General features: G+C 57.6%; 12 protein-coding genes. 3 read left to right on the top strand and 9 right to left on the bottom strand.

The window, feature by feature from the left end:
• Positions 1-80: 80 nt before the first annotated feature.
• The 3 genes from QZ377_RS05970 to QZ377_RS05960 form a co-directional block, all read right to left on the bottom strand.
• Positions 81-1,124, bottom strand: coding sequence for a DHH family phosphoesterase (locus QZ377_RS05970; protein ID WP_291440283.1), 1,044 nt, complete (start codon positions 1,122-1,124; stop codon positions 81-83).
• 77 nt (positions 1,125-1,201) lie between these two features.
• A complete protein-coding gene (gene cbiR / locus QZ377_RS05965) occupies positions 1,202-2,095 on the bottom strand; it encodes a cobamide remodeling phosphodiesterase CbiR (protein ID WP_291440282.1) in 894 nt (297 codons plus the stop codon).
• 74 nt (positions 2,096-2,169) lie between these two features.
• The gene (locus tag QZ377_RS05960) at positions 2,170-5,082 is read right to left on the bottom strand and encodes an insulinase family protein (RefSeq protein ID WP_291440281.1); all 2,913 of its coding nucleotides are present in this window, start codon (positions 5,080-5,082) and stop codon (positions 2,170-2,172) included.
• A gap of 308 nt (positions 5,083-5,390) precedes the next feature.
• Between QZ377_RS05960 and rpsB the strand changes: the two genes are divergently transcribed.
• The 3 genes from rpsB (at position 5,391) to QZ377_RS05945 (ending at position 9,035) form a co-directional block, all read left to right on the top strand.
• A complete protein-coding gene (gene rpsB, locus QZ377_RS05955; protein ID WP_291440280.1) occupies positions 5,391-6,167 on the top strand; it encodes a 30S ribosomal protein S2 in 777 nt (258 codons plus the stop codon).
• Between the two features lie 138 nt (positions 6,168-6,305).
• Positions 6,306-7,166, top strand: coding sequence for a translation elongation factor Ts (gene tsf, locus QZ377_RS05950; RefSeq protein WP_291440279.1), 861 nt, complete (start codon positions 6,306-6,308; stop codon positions 7,164-7,166).
• A gap of 285 nt (positions 7,167-7,451) precedes the next feature.
• Complete coding sequence (locus QZ377_RS05945; protein WP_291440278.1) at positions 7,452-9,035, top strand: transporter associated domain-containing protein; 1,584 nt, start codon at positions 7,452-7,454, stop codon at positions 9,033-9,035.
• Between the two features lie 524 nt (positions 9,036-9,559).
• Here QZ377_RS05945 and QZ377_RS05940 read toward each other — a convergent pair.
• The 6 genes from QZ377_RS05940 to QZ377_RS05915 all read right to left on the bottom strand — a co-directional run bounded on the left by QZ377_RS05940 (position 9,560) and on the right by QZ377_RS05915 (position 16,521).
• Positions 9,560-11,317, bottom strand: coding sequence for a methyl-accepting chemotaxis protein (locus QZ377_RS05940; RefSeq protein WP_291440277.1), 1,758 nt, complete (start codon positions 11,315-11,317; stop codon positions 9,560-9,562).
• Positions 11,318-11,519: 202 nt separating this feature from the next.
• Positions 11,520-12,737 (bottom strand): 6-phosphofructo-2-kinase/fructose-2,6-bisphosphatase, encoded by a 1,218-nt coding sequence (locus tag QZ377_RS05935; RefSeq protein WP_291440276.1) that lies wholly within the window; start codon positions 12,735-12,737, stop codon positions 11,520-11,522.
• Between the two features lie 269 nt (positions 12,738-13,006).
• Entirely contained in the window at positions 13,007-13,828 is an 822-nt protein-coding gene (locus tag QZ377_RS05930; protein ID WP_291440275.1) for an MBL fold metallo-hydrolase, read from the bottom strand.
• A gap of 13 nt (positions 13,829-13,841) precedes the next feature.
• Positions 13,842-14,288, bottom strand: a complete 447-nt coding sequence (locus QZ377_RS05925; RefSeq protein ID WP_291440274.1) for a MarR family transcriptional regulator — start codon at positions 14,286-14,288, stop codon at positions 13,842-13,844.
• Positions 14,289-14,899: 611 nt separating this feature from the next.
• Positions 14,900-16,096, bottom strand: coding sequence for a tyrosine--tRNA ligase (gene tyrS, locus QZ377_RS05920; RefSeq protein WP_291440273.1), 1,197 nt, complete (start codon positions 16,094-16,096; stop codon positions 14,900-14,902).
• Between the two features lie 176 nt (positions 16,097-16,272).
• Positions 16,273-16,521 (bottom strand): hypothetical protein, encoded by a 249-nt coding sequence (locus tag QZ377_RS05915; protein WP_072311538.1) that lies wholly within the window; start codon positions 16,519-16,521, stop codon positions 16,273-16,275.
• Positions 16,522-16,903 lie beyond the last annotated feature (382 nt).

Raw genomic sequence — 16,903 nt, 5'->3', positions numbered from 1 at the left:
GGAGCCTGTCTTGCTGTTGGAAACGGCCCCGCCATGCGGCGCAGCGCAAGCTGTGCGGGGGATATTTTACTATGGTGTGTCTAGGGTGTATCGGCGCTGTCCTTGTCTTCACCCGCAGGAGATGTAGCACGGCGCAGCTTGCGCGTTTGCAGGCGCTTCAGCACAAAGTCCGCCACCTTGATGTTTTCCGGAACTGCCGCCAGCGGAAATTCCGCCCTGCCCATGTTGCGATGGCCCCCGGCCTGCCCCACATCGTAAAAGCAGGCGTCAGCCAGGCGGCCGATGTCGCGCCCGCCGTCGCCGCGAAAGATGACGATGACGGTTTTGCCCACAATGCCGCTCACCGCAATCCACTTCAGCCCGTGCACACGGGTGAAAAAATCCGCTACGGCCACCAGCAGGTCGGCGCTGTTGACTTCATTGAGCCAGGCAAAGGCCCCGCTGCCACGGCAGTCGGTAAGGCTGCGGAAGGCGCGCGAAAAAAGCGGCAGCCAGTCGCGCAGGTATTCACTGCGCACAATGCGCCGCAGAAGATTGTTGTCCGCATGGCGTGAAAGCCACTGGTACGCGCGAAGGTCGTCCTCATCGCCCGAACGTTCGAAAGCGCCCGTGTCGGTGCGTATGCCGTACAGCAGGGCGGTGGCCAGCCTGGGGCCGGGACGCATGCGCAGCCCCTGCATATAGCGGGTCATCATGGTGCTGGTAGCCCCGAGACCTGGGCGAATGTCGCAATAGGCGTCGGGCGAATACGGCGAGTTGTCTGCGTTGGAGGGCAGGGGGTGGTGGTCGATAACGCAGTCAAAGACAACGCCGCAAAAAGACTTGTGATGATGCGGCTGGGAATCCACAATGGCAAAGCGGGTGTATTGATCGGCCTTTTCCGCCTGCCATACGCGTACCGGGATGCGCAGGTAGCGTATCATGGCAAGGTTGTCGGGCCGGGTGACCTCGTTGATGCGCGCAATGTCGGCATTGTGCACCCGCGGCAGCAGAATGCGCCTCAGTGCCAGCGCCGAGGCCAGGGCATCGGGGTCGGCATTGATAAGGATGCACCAGCGGTCGTCTTTGTCCAGTGATTGTCGCCATTGTTTCATATTGGCGACAAGTTCGGCAGTGGGCAGCATTGCTGTGTTCATCCTCCCGAGGCCGATGCCCCTGATTGCACGGCGGATATATACGCCGCATGGCTTTGCTTTTGCCTTCAGCCCCCGGACGCATCCGGCGTTTCACCGGTGGCAAGGGCTGCCAGAACAGGCAGGGAAGCCGCCAGGCCTTCCCACTTGAAAACTTCTACCAGATGTGTGGCCGTGCGCGGGGCGTCAGCCATGATGTGCCGCGCAATGCGTCTTTGCGCGGGAGTGAGAGCCGTGAGCGGCAGGTGCTGATCGCCCTTGCCGGGTGCGCTCCAGTGCAGCAGGCCCGCCTGTGAGGGCAGGGCCGAATGCAGCAGCTTTTCTTGAGCATAGCCGAGGAGATGTCCTACGTCCAGACAAAGCCCCAGCCCGTGATCATGAAGAAAGTCTTCGCCAAGGCAGGCCACATCGCTGTGCGCCACGTTTTCCAGCAAGATGGGAACAGGGCGCAGGGGGGGCAGGTCTTTCGGATTTTCTGCCCCGTTTTGCCAGTGCTTTGCAAAATCAGCCAGCAAGGTGCGCTGCAGGGCGGGCGGGCCTTCGGGCGGGTGCAGCACCGCCACGCGCGGAACAAGGCCGGGTACAAGAGTCATGAGCCGCGTGATGACAGCCGCCGCCGCACATGCGGCCTGACGTGCGGGATTGGCCTGGCGTGCGGCCGGGGGCTTGGGCCAGGGAAGATCCACCGGCAGGTGGGCATGCCAGCGCAGAGGCAGGGAGGCCAGAGCCGGCGGCAGCTCGGTGGAAGTGTATTCCTGGCAGGCGCGGAATTCAAACAGGCACAGCGCAACCTCATCCACACGGCCCGCGAGAAAACGGGCATTTTCTGCCACACCGGCCGGGATGACAAAAGAGGGCGCGGCAATGCGCCCGGCAAGGGGATGCCCGGCAAGAAAGGCGGCATGTGTTTCTGCCGGGGATGGCGCGGGCGGGGCGCAAGGTGGCGGGCTGGAGGAAAGCATTGTGGTGCAGCTTGTGTTCCGGGACCGGCCTGGGCGCGTCAGCGCACCCAGGCCGGTCCCGTTTTAGTGTCTTTTTATATCAGCCTGCTGCTTTCCCATCCGTGTTCCACGGCGGCAGCCTCGGCCTTGGGGCCGCCAAGCACGCATATGTGTCCCTTGGCCGCGGCTTCGTCCAGCACGTCCGCGAAATCGCGGAAGTGCTTTTCGGTGGTGGAAAGGATTTCCTCGCGCATGAGCGCGCGGGCGGCGTCCGTGTCGTTGGTGAGCCAGCGGGCCAGAGACTGCGCGCCCTTGGCGTCGGGCAGCAGGTAGCTGTCCAGATCGCCTATGGCGCCCACGATGGCCTGGGTAAGCTGGGCCTTGTCGGGTGTAAAGCCGCGCAGGAAGCCGGCCATGCCGTCAAAGGCCTCCAGCGTGGCTTCCACATTGGGGTCGCGGTAGGAGGCGCAGACAAGGGTGCCGCCCAGACGGTCCAGGTTGCAGAACGCCCCGTACGCGCCGCCGCGCACACGCACGCGTTCCCACAGGTAGCCCATGCGCAGGTAGCGCAGGATAACGCTGGCAGAACCGTGATATATATAACCCTGGTCGTAGATGTTGGCGGCCTTGCCCACATAGTTGATCTGCGCCGGAGCGATGAAGGCTTCGGCCGCAGGCAGGCGCATGGGGCTTTCGCCAATGCCGCCCGCCGCGCCGGGGCGCAACTGGGGCAGGGCCTGCAACAGGCGGCGGGCGTGATTCTCAGCCTGGGACAGGCCGGAAGCCTCGGCGGTGCAGTCAAAGACCGCGCCGGGACGCGCCACGATGCGGGTGCGAAGCTCTTCAAGGTCGGCCATGAGCGCCTGCGGTTCTTTTTCCATACGGCCAAGCATGGCGCGCACGCTTTCAAGGTAGCTCAGGCCCGTGGTGCGCTCGGCCAGAGCGCCTGCGCCGGTATAACGCGCCCGCAGGCGCGCGCTTACGGCCGCATGCCCGGCGGACTGAAGGGCGTTTTCCAGGCGGGCCTTGGTTTCAAGCAGCATCTGGCCCATGCGCTCTTCGATCACTTTTTGGTCGGCCAGGGGCTCAAGCAGGATTTCATGTATGATGTCAAATAAATCAGGCAGTTTGTCATACACTGTTTTGCCGGAAACGGCCAGATAGCTGACGGTCTTGCGGCTTTCGCGCACGGTTCCCAGCAGGGGGTCGGCCCCCACGCCGCCGGTCTTGGCGGCCATGAGCGCCCCAAGCTCCGTAAAGTCGCGGCGCGCCGTCCCCATTTCTGTGAGGCTGCGGGCAAAGAGCGGCAACAGGGGGACAAGGCGGTCAGGCACGTTATCCAGCGGCAGCAGGACAGTGGTGTAAGCAACACCCTGGGTGGGCAGTTCGTGGCTCAGGATGGCCTCTGGCACTTCCACCACATTGCGGGGGATGGGGGCGTTGTGCTTCGGCAGGTCCTCAAGCCCAAGGGCCGGAATGGTCGCCAGCGCCTCCGGGCTGTCGGGGGCGCTCTGCACTTCTTCAAGGCGCAGGGTGTCGGCGGCCACGGCAGCGCGTTCTTCGGGGCCGGCTGCGGCCTGCACCGCGTCCACACGGGCTTTTTCCGCCTCATCACGGGTTTTGCCAAGGCCCGTATCCGGCAGCAGGACCACGGTGGCGCGATGGTTATTGTTCAGAAACCAGTCTTTGATGGCCTGTTCAAATACGGGTTCGCCCGCTTCGATCCGCTTTTTAAGGGCGGCAAGAGGAGCCTCCCACGCCAGGGGAGCCAGGGGGTCGCCATCATACAGCCAGGTGGACAGCGACTGGATCATGGCTGAAAGCCCGCGCGGGAAGCGGCCGGAATTGTTTTCACGGTAGGCGAATTCTACAGTGTTGACCGCAGCTTCCACGGCGGCAGCGGGGATGCCCTCCTCGGCCAGTTGGGCCAGGGTTTCAAAAATGAGTATTTCGGCCGCCGGAACATCTCTGGGCGCCAAGCCCTTGAGACCGGTGGAGTAGTACATCTGGCGGAGGTCGGTTTCCAGCCCGCAGCCAGTGGTGTCTTCACCAAGGCCCGAGGCGATGAGCGCCTTGCGCAGGGGAGAGCCGGGCAGCCCTTCAAGGATGTGCTCAAGCATCTCCATCAGCAGGGCCTGATCCACGTCGCCGCGCTCGCCAAGCAGCCAGTTGACCGTGAACAGCGCGCGCTTTTCGCCTTCGGAGGCCGCATAGGCAACCTCGATATGGCGCGGCGTGTCGAGACGTTCTTGCAGAGGGACGGTGGAATCCACCGGGCGCGCCGTATATTTTTCCAGGGCCTGGCCCGCAAGGCGCAGCCGCTCAGCTTCCGGGTCATCGCCCCAGAAGAAAAAGCGGGCATTGCTCGGGTGGTAATAGCGGCTGTGGAAGTCGCAAAACGCCTCGTAGGTAAGGTCGGGGATGCACTGGGGGTTGCCGCCGGAGTCGAGGCTGTACAGCGTGTCGGGAAAAAGGGATTGCTGGCTCTGCTCGGCAAGCACGGAGTCCGGCGAGGAGTACACACCCTTCATTTCATTATAGACAACGCCCTTGTAGGCCCAGGGGCCGTCCGCAGCGGGGGCGTCCACATGCCAGCCTTCCTGCTTGAAAATGTCTTCGTTGATGCGCGGGTGAAAAACGGCGTCGATATAGACGTCGATGAGATTGTAAAAGTCGCGCAGGTTGCAGCTTGCAACCGGGTAGCAGGTTTTGTCCGGAAAGGTAAAGGCATTGAGGAAGGTTTGCAGGGAGCCTTTGAGCAACTCCACAAACGGTTCCTTGACGGGATATTTGTCAGACCCGCAGAGAACGGAATGTTCCAGAATATGAGCCACACCGGTGGAATCGGTGGGCGGCGTGCGAAAGCTCACGCCAAAGCATTTGTTTTCGTCCGTATTGCTGATGGAAAGCAGCTGGGCGCCGGTAGCTTCGTGCCGCCACAGGCGGGCGGTGCCGTCCACTTCGCGCAACTGCTGTTCGGTGATCAGGGTAAAGCCGTGATTGTTCATGTTTTTTCCTGCGGATATTTTTTGTCTTGTATTTTTGCGGCAGATGAATCTTGACTATAAGGGCTGCTTCAGACTTTGAAAAGGGGCGGCCCGCCCGCCGCCGTTTTTCGCGGAAAGCCCGCATCAATGCTTGCCAAGCCCGCGGTGATCATGTATGTACACCCTTTCCATCAAGCACACCCAGGCAGCGGCCCGGGGTGCCCGGCGGAATGCCGCGTGTGGCGGCGTTCATACTCGTGCTCAGGCGCGACGTCGGGTTGCAGGGTCAGGGCGTGGGTGGAAGAAAACAACCCTTTGGAGGAATCCCCATGGCTTACGTCAGCATGAAGCAAATGCTGGAAACCGGCGTGCATTTCGGTCACCAGACCCGCCGCTGGAACCCCAAGATGCGTCCTTACATTTTCGGTGCGCGCAACGGTATCCATATTATCGACCTGCAGCAGACCGTAAAACTCTTCCGCATTGCCCACGACAAGGTTGTGGACGTTGTGGCCAAGGGCGGCAAGGTCCTTTTCATCGGCACCAAGCGCCAGGCCCAGGAGGCCGTGGCCGCTGAAGCCGGACGCGCCGGGCAGTTCTTTGTGACCAATCGCTGGATGGGCGGCACGCTCACCAACTTTGTCACCATTCAGAAGAGCGTTGACCGCCTGAAGAAGCTTGAAAGCATGTTTTCCGACGGCAGCATCAACCGTTACCAGAAAAAGGAAATCCTGCTTCTGGAACGTGAGCTTGCCAAGCTGGAAGAAACCCTCGGCGGCATCAAGAATATGGATCGCCTGCCCCAGATTGCCTTTATCATCGACCCCCATCGCGAAGACATCGCCGTCAAGGAATGCCGCAAGCTCGGCATCCCGATCATTGCTGTCACCGACACCAACTGCGACCCCGATGTCATCGACTATATTATTCCCGGCAACGATGACGCCATCCGCGCCATCAAGCTTTTTGTGGCCGCCTTTGCCGAAGCCTGCATGGAAGGCGAAGCTATGGGCAAGGACCACAAGGGCGAAACCGCCAACGCTGAAGAAGCCATGCAAAAGGGCGCCGCTGCTGAAGCTGCTGCCGAGGCTGCTCCCGCCCAATAGTCGGTTTTCTGCTTTCGCATTCCTGGGGGCAGCGCAACCTGATTTATGGCTGCGCTGCCCCGTTTTGGATGCACCTCCGCAATTCAGGAAGTAATTTTGATAACTCCGGCTGCAGGCCGGACGCATTTGGAGAATACAATGGCTGCTATCAGTGCTCAGATGGTGAAAGAACTGCGCGAAATGACCGGCGCGGGCATGATGGACTGCAAGAAAGCCCTGGTGGAAGTGGAAGGCGACCTGGAAAAGGCTGTTGACTGGCTGCGCCAGAAGGGCATGGCCAAGGCTGCCAAAAAGTCCGGTCGCGCCACCAGCGAAGGCCTTGTAACCGTGGCTCTGAGCGATGACGGCAAGACCGTGGCCATGGCTTCGCTGCTGTGCGAAACCGACTTTGTGGCCCGCGGCGACCAGTTCCAGGACATGGCCGCCAAGGTGGCCAAAAGCGTGCTCGACAACGCCCCCGCCGATGCCGCTGCCCTTGAAGCCCTTATGGGTGAAGAAGTGACCCAGCTCATCGCCTCTGTGGGCGAAAACATGCAGCTCGGCAAGTTTGCCCGTCACGCCAAGCCCTGCGAAAACTCCCTGGTGGGTCAGTACATCCACGCCAACGGCAAGATCGGCGTGCTGGCTTTCCTGACCTGCGGCAAGGCTGAAAGCGTAAACAAGCCCGAAGTGCAGGAACTTGCCAAAAATATCGCCATGCAGGTGGCTGCTGCCAGCCCCATGGCCCTTGATGCCGCAAGCCTTGACCAGGCCGCTGTGGAACGTGAGCGCGAAGTGTATCGCCAGAAGGCCCTGGAAGAAGGCAAGCCCGCCAATATCGTTGACAAGATTGCTGACGGTGCGGTGAAAAAATACCAGAAAGAAGTGTGCCTTATGGAACAGCCCTTCATTCGCGACGACAAAAAGACCATTACCGATGTCGTGCGTGAAACGGGCAAGGCCGTGGGCGATGAAATCACTGTTACCGGCTTTGAACGCATCCAGCTCGCTGCCGAGTAATGACATCTGACTTGTCCGAGCCGGATCAGCCATCTGATCCGGCCACATGCCGGGCGCTTTTGAGCGCATACTTGCAACGGCATTGCGGTTTTCCGTTTTCCGTCCACATCCGGCGCGCCCTGCGCCTTGCAACGGAAGTCGAGAACCACCTGATGCCGGCGGCAACGGCAATTTACTGACAAAAGGGGGCGTTCGGCCCTCTTTTGTCTTTTTTTTCGGGGCCCGGCAATGGGCGCCATATCCGTCATTCCGCAAGAAGGGGCAATTGCCCCGGAGCGTGACACTATGTTCGACTTTTCATGGGTGACACACCTTTCTGCCTGGGCCGGTCTGGGTACGCTTGTACTGCTTGAAGTGGTGCTCGGGGTGGATAACCTGGTTTTTATTTCCATTCTTGTCGGTCGGTTGCCCGGTGAACGCAAACGGCAGGCTTTTTTGGTGGGCCTTGGTCTGGCCCTGCTTATGCGCATGCTGCTGCTTACCGTCATGGCGCGTCTGGCCACACTGACCACACCCCTGTTTGAACTGGGGGGGCACGGATTTGCCGCCCGCGACCTCATACTCATGGCCGGGGGCGTTTTTCTGCTGCTCAAGGGAACCATGGAGCTGCATGACCGTCTGGAAGGCCATAGCGGCCGATATGCCGGGGACTCTGGGCATCATGCGGATTTCTGGCAGGTCATTTTTCAGATAGTGGTGCTGGACGCCGTATTTTCTCTTGATTCCATCATCACGGCTGTGGGTATGGTGGAGCACGTGACCATCATGATGCTGGCTGTGGTCATCGCCATGGGCATCATGCTGCTGGCAGCGGCGCCTTTGCTCAATTTTATGGAGCGGCATCCCACCGTCATCGTGCTGTGCCTCGGCTTTTTGCTGATGATCGGCTTGAGCTTGCTGGCCGATGGCCTGGGCTTTCACATTCCCAAGGGCTATATGTACGCGGCCATTGTTTTTTCCATCATGGTGGAAGCGTGCAACCAGTGGGCATTGCGCAACCGGCGCAGGCGCTTCAGCATGCGCGACATGCGCGAATCCACGGCCCGCGTCATCCTGAATATTCTTGGGGGCAACGCCCCGGGGCAGGGCGATGCCCAGCTTGATGCTGCGGCCCTGGCCGGAGGAGAAAAAGAACAGCTTTTTGCGCCCAAAGAGCGGGATATGCTGGCCCGGGTCATACGCCTTGGTGGGCGCACGGCACGGTTCATCATGGTTCCGCGCCAGCGTGTGAACTGGCTGGACAGCAATGCTGACCGCAAGACCGTGAGCCATTACGCCGCCTCGTCGCGTCTGGCCTGGCTGCCCGTATTACGGCGTGATACGGATGAGGTGCTCGGCGTGGTGCATCCCGGTGATATCCTTGAGCGCGGCGACTGCGCGGCCGAAGGAACCTGGGATCTCAAGTCTTACATACGCCCTGCGCCCACCATTTTTGAGCATACGCCCCTGCATGTGATTATGGAGGATTTTCGCACACATCCCACGCCTCTTTCCTTTGTGCGGGATGAGTACGGCAGCGTGGTGGGCGTGATCACCCCGGCGGAACTGCTGAGCGTACTGGCCGGGCAGATGGGCGACATGCCCGCCGGGCCGGAGGCCTGCCGACGCCCTGACGGTAGTTGGGTCATGCCGGGGCGCCTTACGGTAGACCTGTTCGCAAGCTGGCTCGGCATCAGCCTGCCCAAGCGTCTGTCCAGCGCTACTCTGGCGGGCTTTATTCTGGAGCGGCTTGGGCGCATCCCTGAAAAGGGCGAACGCCTGCATTATCAGGGATGGGAGCTGGAAATTACCCGTATGGACAAGCGCCGCATTGACGAGGTGCGCGCCGTGCGCATGCTGACCCCTCCGGGCAAGGGCAGAAAAAAATGAAGGCGTGCGCCTGAGCGGCGGGTTGCGAGGGGAAGAGGCTTGCCCTTCGCGAAGGAGTATTTTACAGCCCTGCGGGCGCGGGGGCTTTTCTCTCATTCAGTTTGGGCCGCCTTGCGCGGCGTGCGGCATGTGGGGGGGGCGGAACACCCCGCTGGGCTTTTCTTCCACCAACCCTCAAGGACCCCTCTGCACGCACTCCGAGCAACGCTGTTGGCCCTTCCAGCTTTCGCCAGCCTGCGAGGGCTGCGCGGCTTTTGCTTCGGGATCTTCCTTCCCGAGGTCGGGTGATTTTTCTGCGCACCGTACAATACCAGCGTTTGCTTTCGCCTTGTACGAAAGCTGTGGGACGGCTGTATATTTAGGGCTGATGGACGTTGAGGCAGTGCTATGTCTGTGAGGCGCTTTGGGGGGGTCCCACCGCCGCAGGCAGGAAAATGCCTGTAACGGATGGAAGTAAAAGAAAGGTGTTAGAGGGTGTGGGTGAAGGCCCCTTCTGAAAAAGGGGCCTTCACCCGCAAGGCATGTTAACGGCTGCCTTCAGCCTTCATGTCATTGATAAGGCTCTGCAGCACCTGAGACTGTCGCGCCAGTTCCGCGGTGGCCTGCGCGGCCTGGCCCATGGCGGTGGCCGTCTGGCTGGAAATGGCCGCAACCTGTTCCACAGAGCGATTGATTTCGTCGCTGGCTGCGGACTGCTCTTCGCTGGCCGTGGCGATGGAGCGTACCTGATCGTTGGTCTGGTCTACCAGCGCAACAATGCTGTGCAAGGTTTCGCCGGACTGGTTGGCAAGGCTGGTGGCCTCCTGAATCGTGCCGATGGAAACATCCACCCCGGCCACGCTTTTGCGTGTGCCTTCCTGGATGCCGCTGATGACCTGGCCCACTTCGTGGGTAGCGGTCATGGTTTTTTCGGCCAGCTTGCGCACCTCGTCCGCCACTACCGCAAATCCTCTTCCGGCCTCGCCGGCCCGGGCGGCCTCAATGGCGGCATTGAGGGCCAGCAGGTTGGTCTGGTCGGCAATGTCGGAAATGACGCTCATGATCTGCCCGATACCTTCGGCCTGATGGCTCAGAAGATCCATATCTTGCTTGATTTCAATGCTTTGCCGTGAAACTTCATTGATGCCCTGCACCACGCGCGACACTATGGCCGCGCCTTCCTGCGCCTGGAGGTGGGCCTGGTCAGACATTTCCGATGCGTGTCCGGCATTACTGGCAACTTCGCGCACGGTGGCGTTCATTTCTTCCATGGCCGTCGCCGTTTCACTGACGCGCTGCGACTGTTCGTCCGCGCCGCGGCTGGACTGTTCGATCTGTGCCGAAAGCTCTTCGGAAGCAGAGGTCAGGATACCCACCACTTCTTCAAGCTGCTGGGCAGCTTGCAGCATGCCTTCAGCCTTGGCACGTTCTGCGGCAGCCTTGGCGGCGTGCGCTTCCTGGGTGGCAATGTTGGCCTGATCGGCCTGACGGGCCGCTTCAGCGCTTTTTTCCTCGGCTTCGGCGATTTTTTCCTTCATGGTGCCGACCATGTTTTGCATCACATGGTACACGCCCCCGGCTGTCTTTTGCGGCCTGAACGCCACATTGAGGTTGCCCTGCGCGATCTCGCCCGCCACTTCGGCCAGGTAGCCTGGGTCTTCGCCAAGCTGGCGCATGATGTTGCGGGTAAGCAGAATACCCAGGGCAATGGAAAGCAAAATGCCGAAGCCCAGGGCCACATAGAGCAGACGGCTGGACGAATCAGCCAGTTCGGCATTTTTTTGGGACAGCAGCTTGCCCTGCTCAAGTTTGGAGGCCACAAGATCACCAATGGCGTTCTGGTAGGCGGTAGATATTTCCCAGCCCTTGCCGGTAAGCAGGGTATAGGCCTGGGCCTGCTTGCCATCACTTGCCAGCGACATGACAGTGTCTGTCATGGTGCGGAAATCCTGACGGCGCAGCTTGTATACCGCCAGGATTTTTTGCGCTTCAGCGGAAATCAGGCTTGATTCCACCTCGGTAGTGCCGCTGTCGATGATGGCCCTGTACTGGGGAATTTCTGTTCGCACGCGCTGTTTTACGGTATCTTCATCGGTAGTGACAAAGGTCAGCAGGTCCAGGCGGATACGCTGGAAATAGACTGACATGTTTATAAGGTCGCCCATAGGTTCCGTCGAGTGCGTATACAAAAACGTGTCGGCCTTGCTCATGTCGTGCAGACGTGAGTCGGCAAAAATACCCATGGACAGCGTGATCAGGGCAGAAAGAAGAAAACCTGCCAGAAGTTTAGCTTGTAATTTCATAGTATTTTCCTTGGATTTTTGCCGCTTCACTCGGCGGTTGAGATTATTCAAACCGCATAAACAGATGTATTCGAGGGGGGTATGCGTATGAAGCGGCCTGAGTGTCCTTGGAGGGACATGGGAAAGTGGCTTGGCACGCAGGCTAATACCGTTTCGCGCAAAAAGAGTAAAGCTTATTGTTAGACGCGCAAGGGCAAAACCGTTAGAAATTTTCTTCCTGATAGGGAATACGTTCAAAAACCTTGCGCCGCGGCGTCATACTTATATGGTAATACTGATTTTGCGGTATGTAGATATAAGGCACGTCTTCACTGCGCTGCTGAAGAAAAAGGGAAAGCAGTACCCGGTTTACAGCTTGATGCCCCACAATCACAAGCGGCGTGTCACCAGCAAGAAACAGGGCGCGCCGTAGTCCGCGCTGTACGCGCTCGCGCAATATGGCGTAGCTTTCGCCATTGGGATAGGCGTATGTATATTTGTTGGCATTGCGCCCGGCGGTCACTCCGGGCATTTTTGCGCGGATTTCGCTGTACAGCATGCCTTCACAGTCGCCGGCCCATATTTCGTCAAATTCCTTGAAGGCCATGACATGAGCGCCGGGATGCCCCGCCAGCAACGGCGTGGCGGTTTCGTGCGAGCGCAGCCGGGTAGAGGTAAAGACCCAGCTTATGTCCTTGTGGCGCATGTGCCGCGCCAGGGCTTTGGCCTGGTTGCGCCCTCTGGCCGTCAGGGGCGGATCGCCGCCGATGCGGCCGCGCACGTTGAATTCTGTCTGGCCGTGCCGCGCAAGATAGAGGCAGTGAACCCAGGCGCTGACCACTATTTCGCGTATGGCAGGATAGTAGGGTGAACCCTCGCAAGGGCGCTCGCCCAGAATACGGTTGGCGGTGGAGTCTACGCAGAGCCAGAATTTTTCCTCTTTCAAGGGCTCATAAATGGCTTCATAATAGCTTATGCGCTTCATGAAGCTTTGCAGGGCTTCATCCTCGGTGTAGGCGGCGTATTCCGGCAGGGTAGTCTTGCGGCGTATGCATGCCTTGAGGAGCAACTGGTCCTCATTGACGCATTCCACAAACAGCACGGGGTGCTCGGTAAGCGTTTTTTCAATAAGGATGCGCCGCGCGCGGCTAACGTTGGTGGCGTCCAGAATTGCCACTTCACCTTCGGCGGCCAGCCATGCGCGGGCAAGCTCCATATTCCGGCGGCAGATCATCTCGCGCGCTTCGCGGCCCGTTTCGTTGGCGGGATTGTAAAAGTCCGGGTTGGTAGACTCCGCGCCCATAAGCGCGCGGCGCATGTCGCCATTATTGAACAGCCTGGCCTCAATGCCCTCGGCCAGCAGGCCGTCACGAATGCGCTTTGCCAGGGTGGATTTTCCCCTGGCGGGCAGGCCGACCATGGCAACATAAAGTTTCTGCATACGCCCTCCATTGCCAGAGTAAGATAAATCATCATGAAATAAAAGCGGGTGTGCCAATGCCCATAAAGGTGCACTGGCACAAAAAATTATCGGTCTTCCGGCGGTATGGGTTGGGAACGTACGTCTACATACTACCCGGCTATCAGGCGTGGGGTCAGGCCGCTTTTTGCTGTACGCAGCAGCCGGAAAGGCTACAGTATTTATAATGCTTGCTCTTGTCTTTTATGCCGGAAGTTCAATGCTTCGCTTGTTGAGCGGCGCTGAAATGTTTAAACCGTTACTTCTGAACCCGCCGATGCGTACCAAATTTTATCACGCATGTTTTCTTTCAGGGCATTGAAAACGGTTTCTCCTGTGCAGTGGCCTGTATAAAAAACTGTTTTCCGTTTACGTAGTTCTTGCTCTATTGCCGTAACCAGCTCTGGCTGTTCAGATACCTTTGTTATGGGATCAAACAGGTGAAATCCTGAAAAAACGAAATCAAACTCTGATTGATAAAGGTTTTCGCCTTTCTCCAAAATGTTCACAATGCCGCTATGGGCGCATCCACCAAAGAGTATTTTTTTATTTTCAAACTCCACTACAAGGCATTGCTCATGCGCAAATTCATCGTGAACAAACTGCTGATTTACTTTTTTGAACAAACTGGCGTTTAACTGTGTGACAAGTTTACGTCCTGTGATTTTACCAAATATTGAAAGCTCATCATCTATACGCACAAAATCATCTACCAGTCTTATTCTTGGGTGAGATTTTAGGGCAGCATCAAGGCTTAAATCAAACTGCCGGCCTCCGGAAATCGCATAGTATTTTTCAAAAGCTTCTTTTTGCAGATAGATTAGTGCGGTATCATTTTTTTCTAAAAACAAGTTCAACGCGCCACCATGATCAATGTGTGCGTGAGATATGACAACAACATCTATTTGGTCTATGTGTACATTTAATAGACTTGCGTTATATAAAAAGTTTTCGTTTTCACCTACATCAAAGAGGATTTTATGCTTATTGGTTTCAATATAAAACGATAGACCGTGGTTTGCCCTAAACCGTTTATCCAGAGCCGTATTTTCAACAAGAGTTTTTACTATCATTGTGATGTCCTTATCAAAGATGGCTGTTTGTCATTTCAAGGATTTTTTCCAAGAAATCTATGTATTCAAGGCGAACAGAAGCATCTTTCGCCGATAAATAGGCATTAAATTCACGCGACAGGTTTTTGTGATATTGTTCATGCAACAAAAAAACTTTCTTGCCTGAATCTGTCAGATGCAGTGCGATGTTTTTGCTGCTTACTGGCTGGCTTGATTTAAAAATCAAATCCTTTTTTTCAAGTTGTGCAAGTATCTTATGGGTTACCCCCCTGGTGATGCCAAAAAATCTGGCCAGCTCTGTGCCAGTTATTCCTTCTGATTTTCCAATAAGAGCAATTACGTGCAGCTCTCTGCGGTAAAGTGTGTGTCCTTCAAGGTCTACCGGGCGCTTTGAAAGAGTTGTAACACGTTCAATGAGTGCCATAAGCGTGCTTTCGATTTTTTCATTTTCGGTCTGCATTTCTGTCTCCGTCATGTTGAAATATTGTATGCCATGCATACAATATTTCAACATTTATTTTTTCCAATAAACACAGTTTATTATATAAATTAGGGCAAGGTTTTTCTCTGCATGTGCCTGAATGTTCGTCGGCAAACAAAAATAGTCTTTCCGAATGTTGGCATGCTTGCCGGAACAGGCTGTTTTTTACTTTTTTCTATTGATTTAAGACTGTTATTTAAAATTGGCGAGCTGTGCTCACGAAGGTGTAAGCCAGGTTCCGCCGTTGTGGGGGGCTGCTGATGACGCCAGCCCTGCGTATTTGCGGCGGCAGGCTCACAGCGGGCGACATCAACGCTGAGCATGCGCATTACAGCGCTGCAATGTCGAAAGGCCCGTTGCAGCTCAGGCGCGTACCCAAGGGTACTGTTCCTGTGCTGCAACGGGCCTTTTTCGGTCAATAAACAAAAATCATCGCAACGGCGCTTGTTTCAGGGCCGTTTTTTTTAACTGTCCAACGTGGGCGCGGGCATTCGCCACAGAGGCGTAAACGCCGTTTACGCCTTGCCAGACACCGGAGTGAAGGGTTTACAACTGCTGAGAATGCGTATGCCCAGCATGTATAAAACGCGTTAGCTGACCAGCAGCTTCAAAAAGCGCTTTTTGCCCAGTTTGATCACATATTCCCCTGCGGACAAGGGCGTTATGGCGTCGTCGCAGCGCTGTCCGTCGATGGAAAGCGCCCCTTCCTTCATGAGACGTTTGGCCTCGCCGCGGCTTTTGACCAGACCCGCAGCTTCGAGAAAGACCGGGGGGGTGCTGTCTTCGCCGTGGGAGCACTGGTGTTCGGGCATTTCGTCCGGCACGCCGCCGCCCGCAAAAACCGCATTAAAGCCCTGCTGGGCTTCGTCAGCGTCTTTCCGGCTGTGATAACGGGTGACCATTTCGTGGGCCAGAGTTTCCTTGGCGGCCTTGGGATGTACTGTACCGTTAGCCACATCTGCCTTGAGGGTGGCGATGTCTTCCAGGCTTTTGGTCGAAAGCAGCTCGTAGTAGCGCCACATGAGATCGTCGGAAACGGCCATGATCTTGCCGAAGATTTCGGAAGGCGCTTCGTCAATACCGATGTAGTTGCCGTAAGACTTTGACATCTTGCGCACGCCATCCGTACCTTCAAGCAGGGGCATGGTGAGAATGCACTGGCTCTCGATGCCGTAATGGGCCTGAAGGTTGCGGCCTACCAGCAGGTTGAACTTCTGGTCGGTGCCGCCCATTTCCACATCGGTCTTGAGGCATACGGAGTCATACCCCTGGCAGAGGGGATAGAGAAATTCGTGGATAGAAATGGGCCGCTGCTCGCGGAAGCGCTTTTCGAAGTCGTCGCGCTCCATCATGCGGGCTACGGTATAGCTGGATGCAAGCTTGATAAAGCCGGTGGCGTCAAGCTTGCCGAGCCAAGCGGAGTTGAAGGCCACTTCGGTCTTGGCGGGGTCAAGAATTTTGAAGACCTGTTTTTTATAGGTCTCGGCATTGGCGAGCACCTGCTCTTCAGTGAGCGGGGGGCGGGTTTCGGAGCGGCCCGAAGGGTCGCCGATGCGCCCGGTGAAATCGCCGATAAGAAAGACTACATGGTGGCCCAGTTCCTGAAAGTGGCGCATCTTGTGCATGACTACCGTATGCCCCAGATGCAGGTCGGGGGCGGTGGGGTCAAAGCCCACCTTGATACGCAGGGGAGCGCCGCGCAGGATTTTTTTGCGCAGTTCGTTCTCGTCGATCAGTTCGGCCACGCCGCGCTTGATGGTAGCCATTTGGCGGTCAATGTCGGTCATTTACCCTATCCTCATGTACCGGCTGCGGTAATACAGTCTGTTGCGGTAAAAAATTCGGCACAGAACAGGTGTTCTGTGCCTGACTTGGACAGGTGACAGTATCCTCAACGCGGCGGAGGTGTCAAATTTTCATTCCCATAACCGCAGCATGCAAGGCGCGGCCGGGGCCGCCCCCGCTACATGCCGAGCAGCGCGAAAACGCGGCTCTGGCTCAACCCGCCATGCACGGAGAGCGCGGCCACGTTGTCATGAGCGATCATATTCAGGGTTTCGTCCATAACGGCATCCACTTCATGATCTTCAAGCAACTGAGGGGTGCTCAGATTGACGACGTCCTGCACGGCTGCGGGGGTGGAGCCGGAATCGTCCTTGCCGGGCAGGGGAAACGCAAAGGCATTGAATTTGTTGAGTCCGGAAATTTCCATGGCAGTGTCCTCATATATGGCCGCGAAGGCGGGTAGGGTCAGATTTTCCGCACAGGGCGGATGCGGAAAAATATGCAAATTAAATGCCATTGCATATGTAGAAGGGCCATTGCCCCCTTTGCCGCGCGGGCGCAGGGGATTCAAACGAAGACAGTGAGGGCATTGCAAATGCCGGCTGCTATGAAGAAAGGTGCATCGCGCAGGGATGGGTGGCGCATTGCCCGCAGATGCAGGCGGGAGGGCAGTATTTTCCGCCGGGCTGGTTGCCCTTGGCTGCTGGTTAGAAGCCTGGTTGCCGTTGGGCCGTCGACGTCATGACGGCTGGCTGCTGCGACAGAGGCAGTCATGCAGGCTGGCGGTTTTGTGCGGGCAGCAGAAGACG

The sequence above is a fragment of the Desulfovibrio sp. genome, from assembly GCF_019424165.1.
GTDB lineage: Bacteria > Desulfobacterota > Desulfovibrionia > Desulfovibrionales > Desulfovibrionaceae > Desulfovibrio.
Note: the sequence above shows the minus strand (reverse complement) of the source record. Positions and strands in the feature narration are given on the sequence as shown.